At 63.0% G+C, this 25,375-nt stretch carries 21 protein-coding genes and 1 pseudogene; 9 read left to right on the top strand and 13 right to left on the bottom strand.

Features of this window, described 5'->3' with window-relative positions:
* The first annotated feature begins 15 nt into the window (after nucleotides 1-15).
* Nucleotides 16-1,791: an asparagine synthase-related protein gene (locus ASF09_RS19160; protein ID WP_060527687.1), complete on the top strand. Its 1,776-nt coding sequence runs from the start codon at nucleotides 16-18 to the stop codon at nucleotides 1,789-1,791.
* On the opposite strand, the gene ASF09_RS19165 is transcribed toward ASF09_RS19160, so the two are convergent.
* From ASF09_RS19165 to ASF09_RS19175, 3 genes are read right to left on the bottom strand one after another with little or no spacing between them, the layout of a single operon-like run.
* Nucleotides 1,788-2,996 carry a putative 2OG-Fe(II) oxygenase gene (locus ASF09_RS19165; RefSeq protein ID WP_060527688.1) on the bottom strand — a complete coding sequence of 403 codons (1,209 nt, stop codon included), beginning with the start codon at nucleotides 2,994-2,996 and terminating at the stop codon, nucleotides 1,788-1,790. The genes ASF09_RS19160 and ASF09_RS19165 overlap by 4 nt on opposite strands.
* Nucleotides 2,997-3,043: 47 nt before the next feature.
* Nucleotides 3,044-3,313 (bottom strand): PqqD family protein, encoded by a 270-nt coding sequence (locus tag ASF09_RS19170; protein WP_060527689.1) that lies wholly within the window; start codon nucleotides 3,311-3,313, stop codon nucleotides 3,044-3,046.
* Nucleotides 3,310-4,275, bottom strand: a complete 966-nt coding sequence (locus tag ASF09_RS19175; RefSeq protein WP_060527690.1) for a hypothetical protein — start codon at nucleotides 4,273-4,275, stop codon at nucleotides 3,310-3,312. The genes ASF09_RS19170 and ASF09_RS19175 overlap by 4 nt, the downstream gene beginning before the upstream one ends.
* 173 nt (nucleotides 4,276-4,448) lie before the next feature.
* Here ASF09_RS19175 and ASF09_RS19180 point away from each other — a divergent pair, with 173 nt between their 5' ends.
* Nucleotides 4,449-4,754 (top strand): DUF6916 family protein, encoded by a 306-nt coding sequence (locus tag ASF09_RS19180; RefSeq protein ID WP_235529898.1) that lies wholly within the window; start codon nucleotides 4,449-4,451, stop codon nucleotides 4,752-4,754.
* A 279-nt stretch (nucleotides 4,755-5,033) separates the two neighbouring features.
* Here ASF09_RS19180 and ASF09_RS19185 read toward each other — a convergent pair whose 3' ends face one another.
* On the bottom strand, nucleotides 5,034-5,621 hold the full coding sequence (locus ASF09_RS19185; protein ID WP_060527692.1) for a phage tail protein: 588 nt from the start codon (nucleotides 5,619-5,621) through the stop codon (nucleotides 5,034-5,036).
* Nucleotides 5,622-5,768: 147 nt separating this feature from the next.
* Nucleotides 5,769-7,004 carry an aspartyl beta-hydroxylase gene (locus ASF09_RS19190; RefSeq protein WP_156359450.1) on the bottom strand — a complete coding sequence of 412 codons (1,236 nt, stop codon included), beginning with the start codon at nucleotides 7,002-7,004 and terminating at the stop codon, nucleotides 5,769-5,771.
* 136 nt (nucleotides 7,005-7,140) lie between these two features.
* On the opposite strand from ASF09_RS19190, the gene ASF09_RS19195 reads away from it, so the two are divergent.
* Nucleotides 7,141-7,776, top strand: a complete 636-nt coding sequence (locus ASF09_RS19195; protein ID WP_200912603.1) for an aspartyl/asparaginyl beta-hydroxylase domain-containing protein — start codon at nucleotides 7,141-7,143, stop codon at nucleotides 7,774-7,776.
* Nucleotides 7,773-8,240, top strand: a complete 468-nt coding sequence (locus ASF09_RS19200) for a lasso peptide biosynthesis B2 protein (protein ID WP_060527694.1) — start codon at nucleotides 7,773-7,775, stop codon at nucleotides 8,238-8,240. The genes ASF09_RS19195 and ASF09_RS19200 overlap by 4 nt, the downstream gene beginning before the upstream one ends.
* A 27-nt stretch (nucleotides 8,241-8,267) precedes the next feature.
* Here the strand turns inward: ASF09_RS19200 and ASF09_RS19205 are convergent, their stop codons facing one another.
* Nucleotides 8,268-10,040 carry an ABC transporter ATP-binding protein gene (locus ASF09_RS19205; RefSeq protein ID WP_060527695.1) on the bottom strand — a complete coding sequence of 591 codons (1,773 nt, stop codon included), beginning with the start codon at nucleotides 10,038-10,040 and terminating at the stop codon, nucleotides 8,268-8,270.
* Nucleotides 10,041-10,146: 106 nt separating this feature from the next.
* The gene (locus ASF09_RS19210; protein WP_060527696.1) at nucleotides 10,147-10,629 is read right to left on the bottom strand and encodes a hypothetical protein; all 483 of its coding nucleotides are present in this window, start codon (nucleotides 10,627-10,629) and stop codon (nucleotides 10,147-10,149) included.
* Nucleotides 10,630-10,949: 320 nt separating this feature from the next.
* Here ASF09_RS19210 and ASF09_RS20525 point away from each other — a divergent pair, with 320 nt between their 5' ends.
* Nucleotides 10,950-11,111, top strand: coding sequence for a hypothetical protein (locus tag ASF09_RS20525; RefSeq protein ID WP_156359451.1), 162 nt, complete (start codon nucleotides 10,950-10,952; stop codon nucleotides 11,109-11,111).
* Between the two features lie 187 nt (nucleotides 11,112-11,298).
* Entirely contained in the window at nucleotides 11,299-12,015 is a 717-nt protein-coding gene (locus ASF09_RS19900; RefSeq protein WP_082444519.1) for a hypothetical protein, read from the top strand.
* Between the two features lie 62 nt (nucleotides 12,016-12,077).
* On the opposite strand, the pseudogene ASF09_RS21025 reads toward ASF09_RS19900, so the two are convergent.
* Nucleotides 12,078-12,164: pseudogene (locus ASF09_RS21025) on the bottom strand (SUF system Fe-S cluster assembly protein); the annotation flags it as partial.
* A 650-nt stretch (nucleotides 12,165-12,814) separates the two neighbouring features.
* Here ASF09_RS21025 and ASF09_RS19220 point away from each other — a divergent pair.
* On the top strand, nucleotides 12,815-13,798 hold the full coding sequence (locus ASF09_RS19220) for a class I SAM-dependent methyltransferase (protein WP_060527698.1): 984 nt from the start codon (nucleotides 12,815-12,817) through the stop codon (nucleotides 13,796-13,798).
* A gap of 136 nt (nucleotides 13,799-13,934) precedes the next feature.
* Here the strand turns inward: ASF09_RS19220 and ASF09_RS20530 are convergent, their stop codons facing one another.
* Nucleotides 13,935-15,452, bottom strand: a complete 1,518-nt coding sequence (locus ASF09_RS20530; RefSeq protein ID WP_156359452.1) for a hypothetical protein — start codon at nucleotides 15,450-15,452, stop codon at nucleotides 13,935-13,937.
* A gap of 115 nt (nucleotides 15,453-15,567) precedes the next feature.
* Here ASF09_RS20530 and ASF09_RS19230 point away from each other — a divergent pair, with 115 nt between their 5' ends.
* The gene (locus ASF09_RS19230; RefSeq protein ID WP_060527700.1) at nucleotides 15,568-16,986 is read left to right on the top strand and encodes a hypothetical protein; all 1,419 of its coding nucleotides are present in this window, start codon (nucleotides 15,568-15,570) and stop codon (nucleotides 16,984-16,986) included.
* Nucleotides 16,987-17,080: 94 nt separating this feature from the next.
* On the opposite strand, the gene ASF09_RS19910 is transcribed toward ASF09_RS19230, so the two are convergent.
* Both ASF09_RS19910 and ASF09_RS19240 read right to left on the bottom strand, forming a co-directional pair.
* Complete coding sequence (locus tag ASF09_RS19910; protein ID WP_082444499.1) at nucleotides 17,081-18,289, bottom strand: glycosyltransferase family 61 protein; 1,209 nt, start codon at nucleotides 18,287-18,289, stop codon at nucleotides 17,081-17,083.
* Complete coding sequence (locus ASF09_RS19240; protein WP_082444501.1) at nucleotides 18,286-20,892, bottom strand: glycosyltransferase family 2 protein; 2,607 nt, start codon at nucleotides 20,890-20,892, stop codon at nucleotides 18,286-18,288. The genes ASF09_RS19910 and ASF09_RS19240 overlap by 4 nt, the downstream gene beginning before the upstream one ends.
* Before the next feature lie 256 nt (nucleotides 20,893-21,148).
* Between ASF09_RS19240 and ASF09_RS19245 the strand changes: the two genes are divergently transcribed.
* Nucleotides 21,149-23,275 carry a glycosyltransferase gene (locus ASF09_RS19245; RefSeq protein ID WP_082444503.1) on the top strand — a complete coding sequence of 709 codons (2,127 nt, stop codon included), beginning with the start codon at nucleotides 21,149-21,151 and terminating at the stop codon, nucleotides 23,273-23,275.
* A gap of 46 nt (nucleotides 23,276-23,321) precedes the next feature.
* On the opposite strand, the gene ASF09_RS19250 is transcribed toward ASF09_RS19245, so the two are convergent.
* Nucleotides 23,322-24,023, bottom strand: a complete 702-nt coding sequence (locus ASF09_RS19250) for a class I SAM-dependent methyltransferase (protein WP_200912604.1) — start codon at nucleotides 24,021-24,023, stop codon at nucleotides 23,322-23,324.
* A gap of 111 nt (nucleotides 24,024-24,134) precedes the next feature.
* Nucleotides 24,135-25,352: a polysaccharide biosynthesis/export family protein gene (locus ASF09_RS19255; RefSeq protein WP_235529899.1), complete on the bottom strand. Its 1,218-nt coding sequence runs from the start codon at nucleotides 25,350-25,352 to the stop codon at nucleotides 24,135-24,137.
* Nucleotides 25,353-25,375 lie beyond the last annotated feature (23 nt).

Raw genomic sequence — 25,375 nt, forward strand, 5'->3', positions numbered from 1 at the left:
TCGCAGGTCGGTACAATGACGAGCAGCGGGATGCTGAGCAGCGGGATCTACGGTCTGTTTCGTCTCGATGGCGGACCGGTCGATCCGCGCGATGTCGCCGCGCTCGGACTGGATAGCGGCAACGTGGCGGGCGCGGCGTTCGCGCATGCGGTCGACCCGCATGATCGCACCGCGCTGCACCGGATCGAGGCGGACGATGCGCTGACCATCCTCGTCGGCCATATCGAGGAACCGCAGGCATTGGCGGCGCGGCTGAACGTTCCGCCGACGCTGCCCGCCGCGGTGCTCGCGCGCGCCGCGCTGGACCGGTTCGGAGGCGAAACCCCGGCCGAGATGATCGGCGAGTGGTCGCTGCTCCACTGGGATCGTCGGGATCGCCGGCTGGTGTTGACGATGTCGGCCGCGCGGCGCGATCGGCTGTTTTTCGCAGTCGACGGTCCGCGCGTCGCAGTGGCCCCGAACCTGTTCGCGTTGTCGCGGATTGGGTGGATCGGCAACCGGCTCGACGAAGCGGGGTTGCTGGCGTCGATCGGGCGCGCCGATCTGCGTGCGGCGTTGCGCGAGGAGATGGGCGACCGGACGATGCTGGCCAAGGTCCGCCAGCTCGCACCGGCGACGCGATTGACGATCGGAGCGGACGGTATCCGTCGCGACGCCGCGGCGATCCTGGTGCCGCAGCCGCGGTGGACGGGCTCGTTCGACGATGCGGTCGTCGCGTCCGAGGAGACGCTGCGGACGATTTTGCAGGCGCGGATCGCACGGACGGCGGTGCCGGGCGTGCTGCTCAGCGGCGGGCTCGATTCATCGACAATCGCGTGGCTGGCGGCGCGCGAGCGGGCGGCGGAGCAGCGGATGGTCCTGCTGACCTCGGTCGCACCGCCCGGCAGCGGGCTCGCCGACGAAGCCGCGTTCGCCGATGCGGTTGCCGATCGCATCGGGCTGACGGCCGAGCATGTCTCGCCGCCCGAGGACGCCGATATCTACCGCCCGTCCGACCTGATCCTGGGCGGCGCCAGTCGACCGCCGATGCCGGTGCGGCACTGCCTGACCGAGACATTCCAGGCGCGCGGCAAGGCGCTGGGCGCGACCGCGCTGTTCGACGGGTCGTTCGGCGAGGCGACGCTGACGGTCAAGTTTCCGCTGACGACGATGCGGCAACGGATGCGCGGGACCGCGGGACGGTTGCGGCGCTATCTGGCGGGGGCGGCCGAAGAGCCGGTGCGGCACAGCCCCTTTCATGTCCGGTTGTCGCCGGCGCGTCTCGCCGCGCTGCCCGAAGCGATGCGCTCGCCGCCTCCGGCCCCGCTCGAGGACGAAATCCGGCGTCCGCGCGATCTGTGGGGGTATCTGCCCGGCGCGGACAAGGCGCTGCTGCACCCGAACGAATTCTATCCCGGTGCGCTGCGCATGGAATTCCCCTTCCGCGACGTCCGATTGCTGCGACTGTTCGCAGGTCTTCCGGCAGGCTTTTTCGTCCACGACGGTCTCGATCGTGCGCCCGTCCGGCACATGCTCGCCGGTCATCTGCCCGACACGATCCGTTTGCGGCGCTCGGGCAGGCCGGCATCGCCCGATCACATGGCGCGGCTCCAGCGCCAGGCGTCCGCGGCGCGCGGGCGGATCGCCGCGTTCCGCAAGGCCGAAGTGCAGGAATGGATCGACCTCGACTGGCTCGATCAGGCGCTTGCAAAGGTCGCCGAGCGGGGGGCGACAAACTTCGCCGAATCCTACGAGGTGCAACTGACCGCGATCACCGCGGAATTCCTGACCTGGTGGCGCGCGCGCTCCTAAGCGGGCCAGATATCGAACGACACGCAGATCCGGCGATCTACGGCACCATGCGGGAACGTGCGGTGATAGCTGTGCGATGGGAACAGCATCAGCAAGCCCGGCTGCGGGCGGACCAGATCCTCGCCGAACTGCGCTGCCCGATCGGCGCCGATCAACCCATCGGGCAGACCGAACGCGATGCACCCGCCGGCATCATGGCCGGTGACGACCGTATCGGGGACCTGCGCGTAATAGACCCCGCTCATCCAGCCGAACGGATGCGCGTGCCATTGCTCGAAGCCTTCGCCTTCGGTGATGACGCACCAGCTTCGCAGCTCGCCGCGGTCGGGACGTGCCGCGAGCCAGGGATGCGCGATGTCCGACAATGCGGCGACATGGCGTTCCGCGGTCTCCGCGATCCGTGCCAGCAGCGCACGCGCGACCGGTGCGGCGCCGGTCGCCAGCGCATCGATCCGCCAGGTGCTGCGCGATGCGGTACCGTGGCGTTCGTAGCGCAGCCCGGGGTGCGTCTTCAGCTCCTCGACGAGTGCGGTATTGAACGCCGCGATATCCGCCCAGCCAGGCGGAGGCGTCAGGATCTGGCGATGGCGGAACCGCGCCGGATTGGTGATCGCGCGCGCCTCCGCGATCCGGTCGAGCCGCGCGAAGGCGAGCATCCGTGCCATGAACAGCCGGGCATGGCCGATGCCCTGCGCTGCCAGCCGGTCGGTCATCGCGATCACCGCCTCGGCGTCGCCAGTCCGCAGCAATTCGGTGGCGAGGCGTCGGCAGGCCGGCATGTTGCCCGGATCGTGCCGTAGCGCCTCGGTCAACCGCGTGCGCGCGTCGTCGTGACGATCGAGCCGCAGCAACGCCTTGCCCTGATCGGCCAGCGCCGCGCTGCGCTGCGCATCGGTCGCGGCGAGCGTCTCTGCACGCAGTGCGGCGTGGTGCGCGTGGACCGTATCGCCGGGCTGGTCCCGCCCGAACCAGGCCGCCGCCAGCACCATGTACGCACCGTAATCGAGCGCATCGTGTGCAGGCGTGCCGGCATCCGACGCAGTCAGCATGGCGATCGTCTCGTCGAACGCGTCGAGCTGGTTGAGCAGCCGCGCCAGCCGCAGGCGCAACGCCGCGGATCCGGGATTGCCGGCGACCGCATGGGCCACGATGGCGCATTCCTGGCGCGCGCTCAGCGCCTTGGCGGGTTCGGGACGTATCAGCATTGGGCCCCTCCCCCTGTTTGCGAGCGACGACGACCAGATCGGTACGATCAGACCGGTGCGGCGAGCTTCATGGCCTGCATCTTCGCGAGAAGCGTCGTCACCGCGGTCGTGCAGTCCGCAGCAGGAACGTCGAACTGCTCGAGCAGCGACGCCTCGACCGCATCCTGCGTCTGCGGCGTCTCGAGCATGTCCCAGACCGCGTTGGCGGTTGGGTTCAACGTCAGATAGGTGCCCGTTTCCAGGTTGATCATGACGAAGCTGTCCTCGACTTCGGTGCCCACCCATTCGTCGGTCCGCTGCCACAGTGTCTCGGTCATCGCTGTCCCTTTTCTCGCAAGCCGTTGTTATGCATGCCGTCATTGGGCATGACCATCCGTCGAATATCGTCGTCGAGCAGCGCGTCCGCGTCGCGCCTCGGCCATCTCCAGATGGAGATGGTCCGCGCACACTGCGCCACGTCGCGGAGCGCGCGCGGCTCAAGACCGCAGCGGCGCGGAACGCTGGCGCGATGACGGTTCGCTAACAGCGCTTCGATCGCCTCGACACCGTGCAAGAGCGTGCGGCCGGTCTGTGGATCGTCCTCGAGGACGACGATCGCCGCCAGCCGGGCCGAGCGACGCGCACGGTGCTCCGCGACCGGGTGGAAGGCGCGCTCGGTCGCGTCTCTGGTCGCCGGGTTCGGCTCCAGATGACGTCCGAGATGCCCTCCGAGATGATAGCCACCGGCAAGCCCGGCGCAGCGCACCTGGCCATGCTCGTGGCGTACCGCGATGCTGTCGTCAGCGACCAGCGCAGCACCGCGCGCGAGGAACGCCGCAGCGAGCCGCGACTTGCCGCTGCCCGAAGCGCCCGCGATCGCCAGCGCGGCATCGTCGTCCCGGTCGTGCGGGACGATCACCGCGGCATGCAGCATGACGTCGCCGCGCAGCCACAAGGTCGCGGGCAGCGCGGTCGCGATCAGCAGCGCTTCGATCATAGCGTCGGGGGCGCCCACGAACGGGGTTACGGCGATCAGCGTCGGCGTGCAGCGATATTCGGCGACCGCTGGCGCAGTGAAGCACAGGTCCCCCCCGGTTTGCGACCAGATCGGCCGGGGGCCGACGGAGACCGCGATCGCCGGCTGCCAGCCGATCGCGATGGGGTCTCCCCTGTCGCGCGATGCCAACACCGCCGGTGAGGCGGCAAGCGTGCCTCGGATGCGCCGGTCGGTATCGAGTATTCGGTCGAACCCGATGCAGCGCTGGCGATCGATGTCGGCGTGAAGACCGCCGTCGGTCATGATGATCGTTTCCCTTTCGATACCGGCTCGGGGCGCGCCGAAGCTAGGCCGGGTCGGTCTTTCGTCGGGTGCGGTCGGTGTGCCGACAATCGGATCGACATCGGTGGCATATCCGCCGGCGGGCGGTGTGATCGGGGCGGGCGCGATGCTACGCCTGCGGGATGTCCAACAGCGTGCCGCTTTTCCGCCCGATCCATCTCGCCGAATTCGTCCCGCTGGTCGGATCCGCACTGATGGCCGATTGCGATCCGCAACCGGTCGCGCTGCACCTCGTGGAGGCGACTCCGCTGGCCAATCACGCCAAGCTCGACCGGCTGCCGTTCATCCTGATCTTCCGGTCCGCGCCGGAGGCCATGCTGACCTCGGGCACCTACGTCCTGCGCGGCGAAGGGTTCGGCCCCGACCGGATCGATATCGGGCAGATCCCGCGTCCGCTTTCCGGCGAACCGGGCCATTACTACCAGGCGGTGTTCAACTGAGCGTCGGGGATTTTCGCGGCTGGGGAAGAGGCTCCGTCCGGCAGCGGTCGAGGTTCGAGGACCGTCCATCCGGAGCCCGAGAATCTCGGGATAACCGTGGTTTTCGGCACAGATAGTCCCGGCATGAAGTTGCGCGTTCTGCGGCCCGGCCCTCAGATCACCGGCCCTCAGATCACCACTAGGCGGGTAGCTGCTGGACAGCGTTCCGGCACGCTCGGGGACGCCCCGATTATTTTCGAAACGCCCGCTGTTCAACATCAAGCCCCGCGTATCCCGGCGCTAGTTGCGCGACGGGAAAATACCCTGGAGCGCGATCGAAAAGTTCAGCACGAGATACGGCTGCATGATCGACACCGGCTGGTTCTGGCCTGTGCTCCCGATGGTCCCCGCGACGTTCAGCCCGCCCAGCGCGACGGTCGCGCCCGCCGTACCCGCCGGGACATAGATGAGCGGCTGGGCGCCTACCCCGCTGCCGTCGACGGTCCTCGCCAGCTGCGAACCCGCAGCGGGTATCTGCGAAGTCGCCTTGATCGTTATCACGCTCAGCGCCGATCCGTTGTTGGCGAAGCTATGCGTATGCGCGGGCAACTGCGCCGACGTGAGCGTGGCCGACTCGACACCAGCAACCTGGCCTTGGGCATAGTCTGCGAGACCCGGCCCTTGTCCGACATGGATGGGGGCGCGACCGCGCAGATCGGGGAGCGCAAACGTCGTCGTGCCGTTGCCGCCATAGGTCGTACCCAGCAAGGAAAACAGCGCGGTGTTCTGGGCAATGGACATGATCTGCCCGTTACACAAAGCATAGCCCGATGGCGCAAACGTGAATCCGAGAATGCAGATTTCGCCAACAAATGGTTCTAGGCCCATGCGACAGTCTCCCTGATCAGCGGTTACAATCGATACATTGATGCGAGGAGTCAACATCATGCAAATGACAGCGAAAACGTTGTAGGAAAATCATGGTCGATTTTCGATCAAGTTTAGCACGAAAACATTATACTGTTACAGGGTGGGTCACGGTCTCAAGGCCTTGCGCAAGGTCTCGAGCCGGACATGAACCGGATCGACCAGGACGCGTGCCGCTTCGATCTCGGGGGTCGCATCGCGTCGTTTCGCGGCGGTGTCGGGTGTGAAGCGCCGGTCGGGTGCCTTGGCGTCGCGCGTCGCGACCTGCATCATCGCAGCGCGCTGGCCGGCGTCGGGCACGAACCCGAAATGCGGGGCGATCCGATCGACGATCGCATTCGGCATTTCCGCATAGTCGACCAGCAGTCCGCCGCCCGACGGCGAATGATCGAGAGGCCAATGATCGAGAACCGCCTCGCCGATCCGCTTCAGCACGCACGCCGCATAGCGATCCGCGGGCATGGCCGCGCCCCCCGCGATGTCGACGATGCTCGCCGGCAACAGCCCCGGCACGGTGTGGATGCCCCGCTGCCGCTGCTGCGAGACGAGTATCTCGACCGGATCGCGGTACAGGAACACCCAGGGCGTTTCGGGAAACGCCGCGCGGAACAGCGGCAGCGCCACTGCGTGCCAGCTGTCGAGCTTGAAGAACACGCGGTGCGTCTGGCCCGACCGGTCGCGACCGAGCGCGGCGACGACCGCCCGCAGTGCCGCGACCTGGTCGTCTCGCGGCGTCTCCGATTGTAGCGCCCAGCGCACGACCGCATCGAGCGGTGCGGGTTCGGAGAGTACAACGTGATGCGGATCGGCACCCAGCATCTGTGCGACCAGCGTCGAGCCGCATCGCGACATATGGTGGATGAAGCCCGCGGGCGCCGGTCCGATTGCGGCATCGCTGCCCTTGACGAGTGTGGCCAGACCGGTCCGGACGCGAAACATCCGGTTGAACGGGCGGGCCGCGAACCGGCGGATCATATCCCCGTAGAAGGGCGCGTCGAGCGGCTGGTCACCGAACCAGGCCCAGTCGAACGCGAGGGCGGCGCCGGTCTCCACCGCGTGGACCGGCAGCCAGCCGCGCGGGGGCCAGCGATCGAGCGTGATCGGAGCGGGCTTCGGACGCCCCATCGGCAGGATCGCGTCGCGGATCGCGTCCGCCCCGAGCGGGATGCCATGCGCGGCCGCGAGCGCGATTGCGTCGGTGATATAGCGATCGGGGCGTTCGATCGTGCCGAGCCGGGCCTGCAACGCATCGTCGGCCAGCACCAGAGTGCGGAACGAGGCGAGCGGCGAGGCGCCGACGGCCGTGTCGGCCGCCATGGCATCGCGGTTGGACATCGTGGCCACGGGCTCTCCTTCGCATGATACCGCGGCGTTTCGGGGCGCGGCCCCCCAGTATTCGTGCGGCATCGGTGCGTGACCGGCGCCGGCTTGGCATCGGCGTCGTCGCCTCTTACGCTGCGGCGATCGGAGACGGGGTATCGTGGCGGGGCTTGGCGGACAACTGCACGGACACGGCGCCGACGCTCGGTGGCCGGACCGGCTGTGCCTGCCGCTGGCGTTCGATCCGGTTCGTCTCGCCGACGACCTGGCGCGGCTCGATGCCGGCACCTGGACCGCGCATTTCGTGCCGCAGCATTATACCGGCGACTGGAGCGTGCTGCCGTTGCGCGCGCCGGTTGGCGTCACCCACCCGATCCTGCGGATCGCGCCCGATCCCGGCTGTCGCGACTGGGAGGACAGTGCGCTGCTCGGGGCATGCCCCTATTTCAAGCAGGTCCTCGCGGCGTTTGCCTGTCCGATCGAGGCGGTCCGGCTGATGCGGCTGGCGCCCGGATCGGCGATCAAGACGCACCGCGATCACGACCTCGCGGCCGAACAGGCGCGCGCGCGGCTGCACATCCCGGTCGTAACCAACTCGGATGTGGACTTTCGGCTGAACGGCGCGCGCGTGTCGATGGCACCCGGCAGCGTCTGGTATCTGCGGCTGGCCGATCCGCATTCGGTGACCAATGCGGGCACGACCGCGCGCGTCCATCTGGTGATCGATGCGATCGTCGATCGCTGGCTCGAAGACCTGCTGGATCGGGGCAAGAGCGGGGGGGCGCTATCGCGATGACGCTCGGGAGTGGCAGGGCGCTACGCAAGCTCGGGACCGCAGCGCGGATGCGCCGTGCCGACCGACGCCTGGTGGTCGAGGCGATGGCGGCGCTGCTGACGGCGCGTCTGCGCAGCCTGTTACCGTTCAGAGTCCTCGCCCGGCACCTGGGCGGCATGGTCCCGTCAGGATCCCCCGCCCCCCCTTCCCCGCTGTCGTCCGACGAGGAGACCAGCGTGTTCGCGGTCCGCTGGGCGATCGGTGCGGTGGCGCCGTGGCTGCCATTCCGCACGCAGTGCCTCCAGCAGGCGATCGCCGCGCGCGCGATGCTGGCGCGCCGCGGGATCGGTAGCGTCCTGCATCTCGGCGTCGGCGACCCGACGGGCACGAAACTGGTGGCGCATGCCTGGCTCGACGCCGGCCGGTTGCAGGTCACCGGCTATCCGGTCGATCCGGGGCTGGCCGAGGTCGGTCGCTTTACGTGACGGGCCGCGCGGGCCGGGACGCGGGGTTCAGTCCGGTGCGGTGGAGTGGATCTCCGCGGGCCTGAAGGTCTCCAGCGCGATCACGCGGTCGCAGGCGCGCAGCGTTTCCTCGCGGTGCGCGACGATCAGGATCGTCGTGCGCGGCAGTGCCCGCCGCAGATTGGCGATCACCGCCCGTTCGGTCGCGACGTCGATCGCGTTGGTCGCCTCGTCGAGGATCAGCAGGTCGGGATCGCGCAGAATCGCGCGGGCGAGCGCGATCCGCTGGCGTTCGCCGCCCGACAGCCGCGTGCCGCGTTCGTCGACCCGGGTCTCGAGCCCGCCGGGCATCGCCGCGACCATGTCGGCTGCGCCCGCCTGCGCCAGCGCCTGCCAGAGATCGGCGTCGGCGCGCACGGCGCTGCCCCAGGTCAGGTTGCGTCGCAGGCTGTCGTTGATGAGGTAGGAGTCCTGCGGCACATAGGCGAGCCGACGCCGCCAGCCGGCCAGCATGGCAGGGTCCAGCACCGCGTCGCCGATCATGATCCGTCCCGCGGTCGGTTCGAGCAGTCCGGTCAGCAGATCGACGACGCTGGTCTTGCCGGTGCCCGACGGGCCGGACAGCCCGACCATCTCGCCGACGCCGATCGTGAAATCGAGCCCGGTGAAGACAGGCGCTAGCGCATCCGGATAGCGGAACGTCACCTGCTCGAAGCGCAGCGGTCCGTGACGCACCGACCCCATCGTGGCATCGGGCGAGGCCGTCACGGGATCGCCGAGATCGGCCTTCAGCGCGCGCAACGCGGTGAAGGCGGGCAGGACGCCGAACAATTGCTGTGTGCTCTGCTGCAACGACCGGACCGGGCCGCTCATCCGCACCAGCACGACCAGCGCCGCGAGCAACGTCACCGTCGGGACGTCCAACATCACCGCGCCGAAGATCAGGGCCGCACCGACCAGCGAGGCCACGCTCGCCGACGCGATCGACACGCGCGACTGGAAGCGTCGCTGCGCGTCGAGCTGGGCGCGGAGATGGCCGCTCTCCTGCGCGATCTGCGCGACGAACGCGTCGGCCATGTCGTGCGCGATCGCGATCTTGAGCCCGCCGAGGAACTGCGCGGCCTCGCCTGCGATGCGGAACGCGAACCGCGCGCTCGACGTGCCGACGGTCGCCGCACGACGCGACAGCGGCACCAGCAACGCGAGGCCGAGCAGCGCGAGACCGATCGTCAGCAGCGCGATGACCGGCGACAGCAGCAGCATCAGGATCGCCTGCGTCACGAGCATGATCGCCGCCATCATGATCGTCAGCAGCATCGAACAGGCGAGCGCAAGCCGGGCGATCTCGCTCGACAGGATATGGCCGATCCGCGCATGCCGCAGCCGCGCCAGCGCCGACCAGCGCGCCCGCGCCAGATCGGTGACCAGCATCAGCCGGCGATGATCGACGAACCCCAGCGTCAGGTCGGAGACCAGCCGGTCGCGCGTCGCCAGTACCACCGCGCGGAGACCGACCAGCAGGCAGAAGACCAGCAGCACCGCCGCCAGCTGTGTCAGCTGCGAGACGAGCCCGACCGACGCCAGCGCCTCGACCATCATCGCCCGCCAGCGCCCGCCGGTCTGCGGTGCGAGCAACGAGAAGATCGGCACGAGCAGCGCGAGCCCGACGCCTTCGAGCACGCCGCCCGCGAGCATCAGCGCGACCGCCGCGGCCAGCCGACGCCCGCCATGGCAGACGAAGTCGCCGACCAATGCGCGGACGTCGGCGATCAGCGACGTCCTGGGCTCGGGGACTGCGGCGTCACCGGCTGCCGTGCCCAACGGGGTCACCCGACGAGACTCTGGCGTGCGACCTGTTGGCGGGAAAAACGCATGGTGCAGCATGCGGGTCCGGCGCGCCGCGAGCAAGCGCGCGCCGTCCTGCGGTCTATGCCAGCGCCGCGCGCTCCCCTCGCGCCGACATCGGACGTCGGGCGCTCCGTGCGTGCGTCAGGCGGGGATCCTCGTAGAGGTCGCGCAGCGCGCACAGGCGGAAGACGTTCCACCAGCGTTGCCAGCGATGTTCGGCCGCGTCGTGGAGCATGTGGCAGCGCTGGCAAAGCGCGGCGAGGTTGGCGGGCATGTTGTGGCCCGGATCATGGTCGAGATGCGCGCAGGCGAGCACGACGTAGGTCGTCCGGACGCTGCCCAGTTCGAAGCGATCGCGCACCGCGACCCGCCGTCCGCGCGCCGACCGCCAGCATGCCGCATCGCCGTCCCACCAGCGGCCGTCGCCGAGATGCGCGACGAACCGCCGGTGCGGCCGCGCGCACCGCTCGCACCGCGCGCCGGCGCGGTCGAACCGGATCGCCTGCGACAGTTGCGGCCAGTCGATCGGATAGAGCCAGCGGTTTTCGGGGCGGATCGGCATCGTGATTCTATGAGTCACCGCCGATTCGAAGGAAAGCGAAATCTTCGCCTTTCGTTTCCCTCTTGTACCGGGCGTGTTCGAAGCACCGGACGGGCGGTCCGAAACGGAAAAATTTTTGCCATGTATAAGTGTCGACATGGCTGATCCGCTTATATCGCGGGCGCTGAGATCAAGGTCCCAACCGGTCATGCCACGAGGATCGACTTGACTAAGAATATCGCGCGTCACTCAATCGCTAAGTCACAGATAAGCTTGTGAAAATAAAGTGGAACAGCGCAGCGCGGCAGAACTGGTAGTGAACTATTAGGGGATCTCCAACGATGGATTATCAGACGACCTCGTCTAAAAATATGGACATCGAAAGCTCTGTAGATACAGGTCGTGGCGATCAGCGATTTCGTAGAACAGGGATGAATGATGAAACCCAATTGGCCATGTACGATGATACCGATTGTGTTTTTGCTAGCATCCTGTGGTGGTGATTCCGGAGACAGCACGCAACCTGCGCCAATCTTGACGCCTTCGCCTACGCCGACCCCTGCCCCGGCGCCCTCACCTACACCAACGCCGTCCTCGCCGACGTATCTGTCGGCGTCGGATTTCAGCCGCGATCGGAGCTTTTCCGGCATAGGTCTTCGGATCGGTGTCGATCGAAGCAACGGCACGGCAGTGACCGATGTCCGACTTGATCCCGAGGGAACGGCGATCGGTTTCGACTTTACCGCATCGTCGCGAACCTATGTAGCCCGCTACAACAGCGACACTATTACGGCCGTTACGCAGGGTGTGGCGACCGAGCCGCCGTACGATAAGTTCAGTGGTCCTAACAGTAGCTTTTCCCGTTCACCGTTCGCACTTGCCGCAAGCGCGACTGGTGTACTGATCGGGTCGACGTATTTCGGTTATGTCGACTGGTCTGACAATAATGGCACCGGCGCCGGGGATTTTGGTACCCGATCCGCCACCCGAAGGATCCTGTTCGGGGCACGAACGGTCATGAGCGATCTTCCCACGTCGTCTGTCGCGGCTTTTATGGGCCAATCGACCATGACCGGACCGGGTGGCGGAAGCGGTGGCACCGCCTCGATCACCGTGGATTATGCGGCGCGAACGATCGCGGGTGCGACCGTGTTTAGTCCGGCATCGACGGGCGGTACGGGGTCGTCCGGTGGCCCCGCGCCAACCCCGGAACCCATCACGTTTTCGGGCACCCTGGATCCATCAACCGGTCGCTTGACGGGCGTGATCACCCATACCGCGTCGGGGGCGACGGGAAAGTTCGAAGGTGCGTTATACGGCCCGCATGGCGTCGAGATCGCTATGGTATTCACGATGAGTGCGGCAGACGGCACCCGATATTCCGGCCTTATCGGTGGGCGTAACTGAACCGGAAAGACTGGGTCCCCGCCGTGCACCTTCGGTTTGCGAGGAACCGCGGTCGCGGCGACGGTCAGCGTCATCGCCACCACCGCATGCCCGTCCTCGGTCACCTCGACGCCGTAGATCAGCCCCAGGTCATAGATGTTCACCGGGATCTACCGACCGCTCGCGCCGAAGGAAGGACTGGAGGTGCTGTAGCGCTTTTTTCATGCCGTCGTTTGCGACTTCCCGTGCTCGCACCAGATCGCGATGGCTGTCATGCCTTTCATCTGGCACTAGGCCGCGGTCACCTCGCCGCTCGATGGAGCCGCGCCAGACTTACAGCGTCGGCGGTTGGTCTTGACCCGGCCGCCCGGAAGCTTGGCATGAGCGATGGCGCCATCGCCTCGCAACATTGGTCCAGCTCAACGAGCTGTCGGTAAGCGCGTATCGCGTAGGCCCAGCCTCATAGCAGAGTAGAGCTTGGCGCCTCGCTGTGCCAGTTTGCAACCATCGACACTACCGATGTCGGCTCCGGCGATATGTCGCCAAAAAATCGGACTTGGATATTCCGTTCGCCATCGGCAAACCGTGACCGAGATCTTCAATTTTGATGTATCGAGTCCGACGAAAATGGACATGATAGATAATTATCTAAATATTACAGGCCTTTTGCAAAATTGAAAAAGCCGATCGGCGGCAAATGAATGGCACCGTAATCTTTTCAGTGGACATGACAGAGCTGCTTCCCCAAAATCCTGAATAATAATCATGCATCCGGTGGGGCGGAATTGAATCTATGGGACGCAACGAACAGTTAAGGGCCATGGTCGACGTGAGCGGACGCGGCTTGGAGATCGGTCCAAGCCATGCACCCGTATTTCCCAAACGCGAGGGGTTCCGTGTCGAAACCGTCGACTATGCCCCCGCAGCCGAACTTCGGCGGAAATATAGCGAGTTGGGAGTTGAGATCGAGGCGATCGAGGAGGTCGATTACATTTCCGATGGTCGCCCGCTTCATGAGGTCGTACCGTACGAACATACGTATGACTATATTTTCTCGTCACACGCGATCGAGCATGTCACCGATTTTGTGGCGTATATCCGGAGCTGCGAGCGGCTGTTGAAGCCAGGCGGTGTCATAGCCTTCGCGGTCCCGGACAAGCGCTATACGTTTGATGCATGCCAACCTCTGACCACGACCGGTCGGGTTCTGGAGGCATTCGCGCGCGGACAGTCACGCCATAGCCCGGCTGCGGTTTTCGACTTTATAGCCAACAGCATTGACTTGGATGGGCAGGGTGTCTGGACGAAGACCAGCACGGGACAAATAAAATTCAGGCACGGCCCTGCGGATGGCAAGCCGCCCTTCGATCAGGCGGTGCAGCCTGAGGGGGCTTATCAAGACGTTCACGCCTGGATCTTTACACCGAACAGCTTCCGCTTGATCATTTCGGATCTTCGCGAGCTGGGCCTCATCGAGGTCGATGAGGCGTATATGGCAGAGATGGGCGCACTTGAATTTCACGTTGCTCTGCGTGCCGGCGCGCCGGGTCATGGAATGAGCAGGCTCGCACTCAGTCAGTTCGCTTTGTACGATCAGGTGACGTGCGGTGCGCAGATGCTTGCCGCGAGCTTCCCGATGATGTCCGATATTCACGGACTGCTTCTCGGCACGAAGTCGTTGGCCCATGAAAACGAGAAGCCCGACGGCCAGAGATTAAAGAGAATGAATTCAGTCGTTGCCCGGGCGGCGCTCGATAAGGCGCGTCGATATATCAACAAGGCGATCAAGCCGCGAGTTGCTTAGCGGCTGAGATCACCTCGGATATTCTTCAGGGCAAGCGCGCCATCTGCTCGTCGGTTAGCCAGTAAAGGCTGCTCGTGCGCGATCTTCTCCCCAAGCCAGGATCAGATCGCGCCTCTCAGATTAGTGGGTCTTTCGCCTAGAACGTCGGCACGAACGTCGTCACTGCGAAGCTCAAGGCATTGTTCGAGGCGATTACAGGGGTTCCCACCGCGCTCAAGGCGCCATCATTGCCGATCGCGAAGACGGCTAGGGTGCTTTGCCCGGGCGAATCGAGATTGCCGTCGGCGTTCCGAAATTCGTTCGTTCCCTTATTGAGGACGATCAGGTAGCGGCCCGATGGATCGATCATCATCTGAACGGGGGTCGTACCGCCCGACGCCAGCGCCACGCCAACCTTGACGGGGATGCCGGTGCCGCCGATCTGGAAGGCTTGCACCATCCCGCTGTCGGGCGCCGCGGCGAACAGGAAACGACCCGTCGTGGCATAAAGCTTTACGCCCGGCATCGAGGCGAATGTGCCCCCGCCAATCGGGGTGAGCTTGCCGGCCGCATCTACGGTGAAGGCATATCCCGACGACGCACTCGGGCTGGAGGCGTAGACATAGGGGCCGGCCGCGGCATAGGCCAAGGCCCAAGGCGGCGTCGGCATGGTGTACAGGCTCGCCGCGACCGGCGCGGTTGGCGTCGTCGTCGCCAACGTGCGCAAAACCGTCTCGCTGCCAAGCCCTGCACCTTCGTCGGCGACAATTACGAAGCGCCCTGCTGGATCGACTACCGCGGAGCGCGGGGTGACACCGGCGCTCGCCGGCGTTCCGACCGCCTGCCCGCCGGCGACGGTCGTGTTGTACGGCCGCAACTGACCAGGAGCGACGTCAGCGGGATCGTCGGCCTCATCATAGGCATGCTCGCCACGCAGATAATAGGCCAGTTGCCCCCCCGGGTGTGGGTATATGCCGATGGGGCTCTGGTCCTCCAATGGGCCATCCACTTCCTTCAACGCCGCTATATTACCCGACGTCAGGTCGGCCGAAGCAATTCTCGTGCTGCAGAGGTACAGATCAATGGCAGGGCTGCCAAAGGATGCCAGAAGCAGACGCGTCGGTTGGACGAGAGCTATGGTCCTGGTACAGGCTGGCGCGTAGGTGTTGGCACCGACCACGCGCATGATCGTGCCGGTTGCAGGGTCCATTTGGTAACTGCTGATTTGCGAAGAAGATCTTCCGATCACGCTGCTATTGACCACGTAGATCGCGGTTTGGGGGGTGGTCGAGCAAACGATGGCGACGTTCGTGACGTTCGCCGAGGCGATCGTTCCCGCGCCGTTCTGGACGGTGCACGTCTGCGCGGGCGCCGAGGGCTGCGTCGCGATCGTCACCGAATAGGAAGCACCTGCCGGCAGTGCTGTAGCGAAGACGAAGCTGCTGGCGCGGGCGGGCACCGACACCGCATCGCTGCCTGCGTGCAGCACCATGCTCGAGCCGATGAGACCCGTCACCGTGCCCCCTACTGAGAACATCGGCTTGACTGGCGTGTCGTCTGATCCGTCCGCACCGCAAGATGTCGCTAAAAGAAACGTGATCAGTACTGCGAAACGTTTAACGCGCATAATTTTCCCCCGCTGCCAAACCGCTAGCAGATATCTGCCCCCGCTCAATCTGCTAGTGTCGAAAACGTTACTGTCTATGTACCGACCCCGATCATGGTCTAATCCGGTCTTAATCATCCTGCCCTATGGTCGGGATGTGCGCCACCGTCTCTATGCCCCTGCCTTGGTTGCTATCGCTCTGCTGGGTCTTGCGCTGCGGATCTGGTCCGCGCGTGGTGGGCTGTGGGTCGACGAAGCGTGGTCGGCGGTGTTTGCGGCGCGTGCGCGAACGCCGCTCGGCGTGTTCATCGCGATCAATCACGACAATAACCATCATCTCAACAGCCTGTGGATGCAGATGTGGGGCATCGGCGCCTCGCCGCTCGCGCTGCGCAGCCTATCGATCGCGACCGGCACGCTCACCATTCTGGTTGCCGGCGCGATCGGCGCGCAGCGGGGCGTTGGCTATGCGCTGGTCGCCGCCTTGCTGTTCGCGGTCTCGCCGATCCTCGTAAACTATGGCTCCGAAGCGCGAGGCTATGCACCGATGCTGCTCGCCGCCCTGACGATGATCTGGCGTGTCGCGGCGGTGCTCGACGACCCGCGGCGGATCTCGCCGCGCACGGCGTGGGGCCTTGGCGGGCTGGCGATGCTGGGGCTGGTCTCGCAACTGACGATGCTGTTCTTTGTCCTCGCCATCGCCGCCTGGACCATGTGGGTGATGGTGCGACGGCTGCCGATCGATGCCGCGCTCGGATCGACTATCCGCCTGCTGCTGCCCTGTTTTGGAGCCTGTATCCTGGTGGTCGGGATGACGATCGGTGCGGCCGTTTGGAGCCCGACCGGCATGCAGGTCGGCGATTACAGCGACTTTTCGCTCGTTGGCTGGTCCACGGCGATGGTAATGCTGGTGGGCTCGACGCTCGGTCTCCCTGATGAGGGGCAATGGATCGTCGTCGTGGTGATCGTTGCGATCATATGGCTTGGCCTCGGCGCCCGAAGCCGACGCTCGGTAGTCGGACCGTTCGCGATTGTCGCGAGCATCTTTCCGTTGCTGTTTCCGCTTTTGCAGATCGGCAACAGCGGTTTTCCGCGGTATTTTCTGCTGACGACGGTCGCCATCCTGCTGCTCGTCGCCGACGGCATCGCGAGCGCGCTCGACAGTCGAACGGCCGGGCGTCGATGGACCAAGGTGTTGGCCATGCTGTGTCTTGGTGGGATCGTCGTCGTCAGCCTGTACGAGGACATCGCGCAAGCCGCGCTTCGCCGGGGTGATCCCGGCGCGGCGATCGCGACGATGGCGGCACGTGCGCCGCGCGGGGCCGTCGTAATGGTCGATTATTTGCGGTCCGTCGCCGTGTTACGCGTGGCTGCGGTCGAGGCACGGTATCCGCTGGCGATCGCCGGCGACTGTCCAGCGCGGCGCTTCCTGCAGGTCGATCTGAGCGCACACGAGAGCGCATCACCGACCACGGTCCGGTGCGGTCGGCGCTATCGCCGGATCGTTGTTCGCCGCAGCGCCCGTCTGTCGGGTATCGACTGGGCGTTGTACGAAATAGCCGATCCATTTGGATCGGAGCGTCATACTGGAAGCCGATTTTGAGCACGAGCATGACGAGCGATGATACAGAGCGGCGTTGCGTCGATGCCGGCCATACTGATCGGTGTGATAGGCCGGCTACTCCATAATCTTCCTATTAGAGAAGGGTGATGGCAGTCTCGAGCGCATCGGGATCGATGGAAAAGTCGCTGCGGTGCGGCGCTACCGATGGATCGGAGACATCGCCAAATAGAACCCGGTAATATTGGCCCCGCACGACCGACAAATCCCAATAAAATGGTTCTATCCAGCCAGAGGGTGCAAGATAGATCAAAGTCGTCGTCGGCCGACAAAACAGCGTATTCGTCATCGCCGCACCCATCTGGCCGATGACGACCTGAGCCCCGGCAAATAGTCTCACCTGTTCTGCAAAGCTCATTCCCTCCGGATTCACCGTCGTGAAACCGTACCGCTCAACCAAATTGCGAATGGCCTCTTCATTCGCCAAGGTCCGACCATATCGGCTTGAACGGGTCACAAACAACAAGGTCTGTCCGTCAGGGGCAGGCCGCTCTGCAAGAGCACGCGACACGATTTCTCGCGCCGCATGATCAATCGCGATCGGCGATTTTTGCACCGGATGCTGACTGACCGGCGTCGCGTAAAATAACTCGTCGAAATGATATGGTATGTCAGGCGTGAGCAGGTCGATGTGAACCGCCTCGCCCAACATCATGCGGATCGACTGTATCCGTATATCGTCGATTGCCGAGCCATGGCTATGTATAAGAACGCGAACAGGGCGCGGGTCGACTTGTGCAAGTGCGTCGATCGCTTTCAGTCTTGGCAGATCGTCGACCAGCCAATGGCCATAATTGGAAGACCCTGCGGAGCCTATAAACAGGTTTTTCCATGCACTGTTGGCAAATCGTTCCGGATCGGCTGTCGATATAGCATCGGAACTCACCGTGGAAACGGCCCCTCGATCATTGGGACGATGTGTCTCGTATACGATCTTCGGCGTTTCCGAAACGTTCGCGTAGATGATGCTGTTGGCCAACACCGCGTCCTTCAGGCGCACCACGACTGAAGCAGGGCAATTCCTGGTCGCGATACTGGCATAAAACGCGCCAAGCTCCTGCGTAAAAGTAGTCGGTACGACAAAGCCGTCAGCTGGAAAACGCCAGTGGTAACGGGCCGTCGCGAACAAATCGGTGACGACGTCTATACCTAGACTTGTCGGATCGGTCGAAACGGCTTCCGGAACGTCTTCGTTCAAACCCTGCGGAATAGCGCCGGTGCCGTAGGTGCGGGTAACGGAGCAGCAGATGTAAGACAAAGTTGCATTCGACTGACCAGCGATCATGATTCAACATCTGTCGCGTATCCACGCTGCCACGGCATTGGCGTGCGAGGCGGAGTTGCGGGGGAAAAGTCCAGCCGATCAAGTGACAGATTGGGAGAGTAATAAGGGTCATTGGTAAGAAGGTCGGACCATTTATCCCGCATCCATTCGGCTTCTTTGGCGAGTCGTTCCGCACGCGCGCCCTTCTTGTCGCTGCCGCGCGTCCTGCTTTCTTTGTGAATCAGCATGATTTCGGGATCACCGACCACTTTGAGACCCGTGGCGCGTATCTTCAGACAAAGATCGACGTCGTTATAGGCCACTCGCAGTTCGGGATCGAACCCACCGACCTTCGTAAAATCGCTTCGCCGAATGAACAGGCATGCGGCAGTGACTGCGGAAAATTCCTGCATCAGCCGGGCCTTGCCAAAATACCCGGGGTCGTCCGCGTTCATGCCGCCATGGGGTGTACCCGCAACGCGGTGATCGCCCATCCCCAGCGCTATGCCGAAATGCTGAAGGGTTCTGTCCGGATAGAGCAGTCGCGCACCGACGATCCCAACCTCGTCGAGCGACAGGAGCGCCCGCGCGCGTGCCAACCAGTCGCCAGACAGAATTTCCGTGTCGTTGTTGAGGAAGCAGAGGAGATCGCCTTGCGCCTGTTCAGCCGCGAAATTGTTGATCATCGAAAAGTTGAACGGTTGATCGTAGCGCAACACGCGCGCCGTTCCCGCGGTCGCCAAAGCATCGAGATAAGCGAGCGTCGCGGGATCGTCCGATCCATTGTCTACTATCAGGATTTCGACATGCTCGGGTACTGTTGCGAGGATCGAAGTGATGCAGGGTTCGAGAACGTCGAGCCCGTTGCGTGTCGGTATGATGATCGAAATCGATGTATCGAACGCACGCGAAGGGCTGACACCGGTGCAGCCGGGCGCAAAGCCGTTGCCGGATCGCAACGGCATCCCAGTTCGCTCGAAATGGCCGTTGATCGCCAGTTGTGCCGCGACGATCGCATAGCCTTTCTGGTCCGGCGATATCGCGGTCGATCCCGGCGTCGTGCGCCAGTGATACAGGACGTGCGGAATATGGACGATGCGTTCGTCACTACTCCGTTCATAGCAGCGAAGCAGCAGATCATAATCCTGACTGCCCTCAAGCCCCAACCGGAAACCGCCGATCTCGTTGACCAAAGAGCGTCTATAGACGCCGAGATGACTAACCATATTATGGCCATACATCAGAAACTTGCTGAAGGCTCCTTTAAAGTAGGGCGCCGACCTATTGTTGTGAAGGTCGATCTTGTCCTCGTCCGAAAACAAGACATCGGCATTTGGGTGACGGTTGATATAATGCGCTACGACGAAAAGCGTATAGTCGGGAATGACATCGTCATGATCGACGAGAACGATAAAGTCACCCGTCGCCAATGCAAGGGCTCGATTACTGGCATCGGAAATGTGGCCGTTCTTCGGAGAACGGACGTATTTTACCCGGGGATCGCGACGCGCATATTCTGCCAGGACCTCAACCACTTCGGGTTTCGGAGAATGGTCATCGGCGACACAGATCTCGAAATCGGGATATGTCTGCTCTAGCATGGCATCGAGGCAGGCACGAAGCAGTATGAGGGGGGTATTGTACGTCGGCATAACAAAGGAAAACGATGGTTTCATCGTCATCGCAGCCGTCATCTGATCGATGATCGCATAGTCTTCGGGGAGCGGGCGTTCGTATTTGAAGAGCCAGCGTCGATAATGAGCATCGAGATCAAATTCCGACACCATAAGAATCAACGATGCTTCCGCAGCCTCGCGCGGCTTCATCGGCACGCGGGCGAAACACGACCGCGCTAGCTCGATCAGCGGTGTGATGTCGATGTCACGTGCCGCATGCTCTCTGATGACGGTTTCGGCATCGCCGAAATCTTCTATGGCAGTGAATTTCAGTGAAGGAAGGTGTATTATATTCGACTTGCGGTCGGGATCCCACCGTAACCGGACAATCTGGTCGGGGTGCGTCAATAGCAGCGATACCGGTTTATTGCTCGACGAAAATGGCAAACTCATCTTTTCGTCAAAGCCGTCACCGTAATCTATATAGAGCTGGCCGTTGAGAGAGTTTTCCTTATCAATCGCTGAGGCCTGTATAGTAAGAAGGCCTATGCCGGAAACGGCTGCAATAGTGGTATCGAGCGAAAACGTTATCCACGGGTCAAGAGACGAAAACTTCAGGCGGTTCTTATTCGTAAGGCTGACATCATTCGCTTCAATGGGTGAAAGCCCGATGCTTTGCTTAGATATTGCCAAGATCGCGTCAGGCAAAGCCTTTTGCCTTACGCGTTGCGTTTCGAGCGAGGGGTTCAGCTGGTTTAGAGCATCGATCTCAAATAAGGCGTGCCTATTGCCATTGCTTTCAGCGCTGCGCCGGTAGAAAATCAGGGCTTTTTCCATATCGCCCATCAATTTATGGACATGGCCTATGTTAAGTAGGAGGTCGGCATCGCGAGGCATGCGCGCCAGGGCGGTTTGGTAGGCATCAAGTGCTTCGCCCAAGGATCCGTTTTCCTTGAGTGCATGACCGAGTTGTACCCAGATCGCGGCATCGCGCGAATGCTTGGCCAAATGCGTCCGATAGTGAGTAGCTGCAGCGGCCCAATTACGGGTATCGCGAGCACGATCTCCCTCTCGTCGTGCCGAGTTTCTAGTCGCTTGCGACCGCTTGCTAAGTGGGAATAGCGAATGCAAACTTGGCCGTTTCACGTAAACCTCTTTCCCCGTCCGTGCGCGGATACCGCGGTGCCGGTGCCGCTTGCGCTAGCGCAAGCCGTGCGCATCCACTAGATCAATTTGCGGCGATAAAGCTGTCTTGGGGAACGTAATGCTGAGTTTGGCGGCTATCCGATTTCGGACCGCGGCCCGCGAGGCTGCACGAAATCGGGACTGGATTACCGCGGTAAAATCGTACCAAGCCTACCTCGTTCGCAAGCCCAACGACGTCAAAGCTTTGGTGCAATATGGTCACGCGACAAGGGAGGCCGGCGATATCGAGGCAGCAGTTGCCGCTTATGGCCGGGCTCTGGATATCACGCCCCAAGCTGCAGAAATCTGGTTTCATCTGTCGCATGCCTGCAAGCGATTAGGGGATAGATCCGCGGCGATCGACTGCTGCGCACGGGCTGCCGAACTTGATCCTACGTTCGCCAAAGCGACCGAGGAGCTGCTGGCTCTCGGCGCGCGTGATCGCCTCCCCTTTGGTACTGCGGTCGATGGTGCAAGCGCAACCGCTACCCCCTCTGGCGGCCATATCGACCATGTACCGTTCGGGTCGGGAGTTTATCCGCCCTCGCGATACGACGCTTTCCGGCAGCAGGTGTCTATTCCAGCACCGCCACGCCCAGTTTCGATCGCTAATGAAGAGGCGAGGCCAACGATGGTTCTGATCGACGCGCGTTCAGCGTTGCCGGTCGAGGTCCGTGCGACCTTGTCCAGCCTGCTCGATCAGGTCGACGACCGATGGCAGGCCATCGTCTATGCCCCGGCGGTCATTTCCAGCCATTCCGTCGCCAGTTTGGCGGCGATCGATCCCCGCATCCGCTTCGTCGCGGTCGATACCCCCCTGCCCGGCGTGGCAGACGCGCCGCATGTTCTGTTGGTTAGAGCTGGCGACATGCTCGACCGTCAAGCGCTTGCCTGGTTCTCGTTCGCGGCAATTAGGACGGACTGCGTCGCTGCCTATTGCGATCATGATCGCGCCGTCGATGACTGGCGAACCGGGCGTACCTTCATGCAACCCGCATTCCAGCCGATGTACGATCCCGAATGGTTTTCCGATACGGACAATAGCCCTGCCTTGCTCTTCGTCGTTCGTACTCGGCTGCCGTTGTTCGACTGGCCGTGGGGTGGCAGCTGCCAGATACTTCACGAGGCTGCGGCGATCGGCGCGGTCGTCCATCTTCCATTGTTATTGGCGAGCCGCAAAATACTGGCTGCTCAGGCCGATCAAGCGTTAACCGATCCCCCGGGGCCGGCTACGGACCTCGCGGACCCGACGCCTGCCAGAGACAGACAAATCGCCAACCAGCCTCCCCAGGCGATCCAGATCATAGTCCAGACCCGTGACGAGCCGGCCATGCTCAAGGCGGCGGTCGACACCCTTCGCCACCGCGCGGCGCGGGCCGACCTTCTCGAGATCACGATTGTCGACAATCGCAGCGTGGAGCCTGCGACAGCGCGACTGCTCGATCGATGGCAGCGCGGTAAGGTGGCAACGACGTTACCGCTCGACGAGCCGTTCAACTGGTCGCGCGCGAACAATCTTGGCGTCGAGATCGGGACGGCGCCGCTGCTCTTGTTCCTCAATAACGACACCGAGATGCTGAGCGCTGGTTGGGACGATATGCTGCGCGATGCGCTGTCCGCGGACGACGTCGGAATCGTCGGTGCCACGTTGCTATACCCCGACCATAGTATTCAGCATGCCGGCGTCGTGATGGGCATGGGCGGTGGTGGCCCCATTCACGAAGGTGTCGGGCGTCGGATCGAAGCCGGCCCTGGCGACCGTTGGCGCAAACCGCGCAGCGCGGCCGCGGTGACCGGAGCTTTCATGGCGATGCGGCGCAGCGTCTTTTCCGAGGTCGGTGGGTTCGATGCGCTACAGTTCGCGATCGCGTTCAACGATATCGATCTGTGCCTGCGCGTCCGAACCGCGGGGTTCCGGATCGTGATGGCATCGCAAATTCTGGTTATCCATCACGAATCCAAGACGCGGGGGCTTAACACCACCAGATCGCAAGTCGCCTGGGATCTCGACGAACTCGGCCGCATGCATGATCGCTGGGGTTCGGCGTTATTCGACGATCCGGCCTATAACCCGCATTGGACCCATGTCGGCCAGCCCTTCGACGGCTATCGCATTCCCACTATGCAAGAGGTGCTCCATCGTATCGATCTGGCCGCCCAGCCGACTCCTTGGATCCCGGTCATCGGTGCCGAAGATCCCGTATAGGTTTATGAACCGCGTAAAAGACGATTTCGAACGATAGACTGCACCGTTATACTGCCGTTGGCACTCGGTTGTTCTGAACGAAGTTGCTAGGAATATCGTTCGTGCCTTTTTCGATGAAGATCATGTTGTGGTAAAATCGAATCGATACGATCGTCTGGTCGAATATCGTCGGCGTATAACCGGGACGATGGATCTCGCGCCAATTGAGACCATCGATGAATTGCTTGAAGAACGCGACGCTCGTCATCGGCGTATTCAGATCCGAGCTGTTGCCGCCATGATCTGACCAGTAGGAGGTCTGAACATCCTCGATGACGTACCAGCCGCCCGGCTTTACATACTGAAACAGCATGAGAAAAGACGCGATCACATGCTCGCTGCGATGGCTGCCGTCGTCGATTATGATATCGAATGCACGATCCGGATTGTCGCCAATGACGGCTGCGATCGCGACCGGATCGGCCTGTGATCCCTGATAGGTCTTGACCCGCTCCTGTTCGAGGCCGGGCTTCGCATACCAGTCGAGGCCGTAAATATGCCCGGAAGGAAAATAATCCTTCCACATGCGCAACGATGCGCCGCCTGCATTGGGATCGTCGTAACCACCGATGCCGATTTCCAGCAATTGCACCGGCTTTGCGCGCATCGCCCCAAAGCATGCATGATAATGCGTAGTATAAAAATGCGACCCGAACTTGTCAGACCCATGCAGCAAGGCGAGGCGATCGAGATCGTTTTCAGGCAGCATGTTTCTCAAGACCTTCTTGTGAGCGGGCATTCGCCACGAAGTCGCTAGCGGCATAGGCAACGGAGATCACGATCGGATACTTCTAGTAGCGTGTGCAGCGCCCGGCATGCCCTAGTTGGTGATCTGTCGTGCCGTGATGAACGGAGCGAACAACTGGTTGATGATCCCGAATAGCTTGGCAGGCTGGTTGGCGCGGGCATTGGCGATGTAGACCACGTCCTTATCGTGCATTGCAAACCGCTGGGCCAGAAAATAACTTTCTGGTTTCAATAGGTTGAGGCGATAGATTACCGGTTCCTCGCCATCCGATCCGACCCGCATACCATACCGGAACAGGAAGATTGCCGAAGGATCGGCGACCGCGTCATTGGGCCCGCCCGCCCGTGCCAACGCCTCGGCGAGCGACACTTCGCCGGTTTCGAAAGCGACCTGCGAGATGCGGGTGACCGCGCCGAAAACGGTGTACGTCCGCGGTCGGCGGATCAACTCGATCCGGTCGCCGGGGACGAGCGCTAGATCATCGGGGCTGCTCGCGCGGATCGTACCCAGTCGCTGCTCGACGGTCCGATTTCCGCGGACAAACCGGACGATGGTGTCATCGGAGGTGTTGGCGCTTCCACCGGCACTGGCGATCGCATCGAGCAGGTGCTCACGTCCGAGCGTCAGCGGAAAACGGCCGGGGCGATTGACCGCGCCGGCAACGTAGACGGTATTGGAGATATTCTGGCGGATCGCCAACAATACCCGCGGGTCCTGCGATTTGCCCCGCAAGCCGGCCGCCACACGCTTCTGGGCTTCGTCCGCGGTAAGACCGCCGACATCAATCGAACCCAGATAGGGTAGATCTATCCGACCATTGGCATCGACGACGGTATCGGGGAACGTCTCGCCGTGCGCCGAGGGATCGAACCCACCTGGTGCCGAACGGGTCCCCCCCCCAAACAGCGACACGCCGACTTCGTAGATCGAAATCGTCAGAACATCGCCCGGCCCGATCAGATCTACCCGGTGGCTTTCAGCGAGGGGGGCAAGCGTCGGCAGGACGGCCGCGCGCTCGCGTTCGATGCTATTGATGGCGTTGATCGCATTGAGATCAAGATCGACGATCCGGAAACGAACATTGCCATCGGGCGTTTTGGACTGTCGGAGGATGGCACCGGCGGTTGGCCCGTTCGACGGGAGCGCGGCACATCCAGCGACCGTGAGAAGCGATATTGATCCAAGCAGGTTCAGGACGCGCCCACGAGCAAAACTTAACGACATCAACCTGTAGTTCCTGAATATCCAAGCCCGAGTAGGTGCAGGCCATATGCTAAAACGTCGGTCCATTAGGGGCCCCGGCGATGAATTGC

This window comes from Sphingomonas sp. Leaf242 (assembly GCF_001422045.1).
Classification (GTDB): Bacteria; Pseudomonadota; Alphaproteobacteria; order Sphingomonadales; family Sphingomonadaceae; genus Sphingomonas.

What these genes read in the sequence shown, in the direction of transcription:
- ASF09_RS19160 (WP_060527687.1), top strand. Translation starts at nt 16, where the DNA reads ATGACGAGCAGCGGGATGCTGAGCAGCGGGATCTACGGTCTGTTTCGT.
- ASF09_RS19165 (WP_060527688.1), bottom strand. Translation starts at nt 2,996, where the DNA reads ATGCTGATACGTCCCGAACCCGCCAAGGCGCTGAGCGCGCGCCAGGAA.
- ASF09_RS19170 (WP_060527689.1), bottom strand. Translation starts at nt 3,313, where the DNA reads ATGACCGAGACACTGTGGCAGCGGACCGACGAATGGGTGGGCACCGAA.
- ASF09_RS19175 (WP_060527690.1), bottom strand. Translation starts at nt 4,275, where the DNA reads ATGACCGACGGCGGTCTTCACGCCGACATCGATCGCCAGCGCTGCATC.
- ASF09_RS19185 (WP_060527692.1), bottom strand. Translation starts at nt 5,621, where the DNA reads ATGGGCCTAGAACCATTTGTTGGCGAAATCTGCATTCTCGGATTCACG.
- ASF09_RS19200 (WP_060527694.1), top strand. Translation starts at nt 7,773, where the DNA reads ATGACGCTCGGGAGTGGCAGGGCGCTACGCAAGCTCGGGACCGCAGCG.
- ASF09_RS19210 (WP_060527696.1), bottom strand. Translation starts at nt 10,629, where the DNA reads ATGCCGATCCGCCCCGAAAACCGCTGGCTCTATCCGATCGACTGGCCG.
- ASF09_RS20525 (WP_156359451.1), top strand. Translation starts at nt 10,950, where the DNA reads ATGGATTATCAGACGACCTCGTCTAAAAATATGGACATCGAAAGCTCT.
- ASF09_RS19220 (WP_060527698.1), top strand. Translation starts at nt 12,815, where the DNA reads ATGGTCGACGTGAGCGGACGCGGCTTGGAGATCGGTCCAAGCCATGCA.
- ASF09_RS19910 (WP_082444499.1), bottom strand. Translation starts at nt 18,289, where the DNA reads ATGATCGCTGGTCAGTCGAATGCAACTTTGTCTTACATCTGCTGCTCC.
- ASF09_RS19245 (WP_082444503.1), top strand. Translation starts at nt 21,149, where the DNA reads ATGCTGAGTTTGGCGGCTATCCGATTTCGGACCGCGGCCCGCGAGGCT.
- ASF09_RS19250 (WP_200912604.1), bottom strand. Translation starts at nt 24,023, where the DNA reads ATGCTGCCTGAAAACGATCTCGATCGCCTCGCCTTGCTGCATGGGTCT.
- ASF09_RS19255 (WP_235529899.1), bottom strand. Translation starts at nt 25,352, where the DNA reads ATGGACCGACGTTTTAGCATATGGCCTGCACCTACTCGGGCTTGGATA.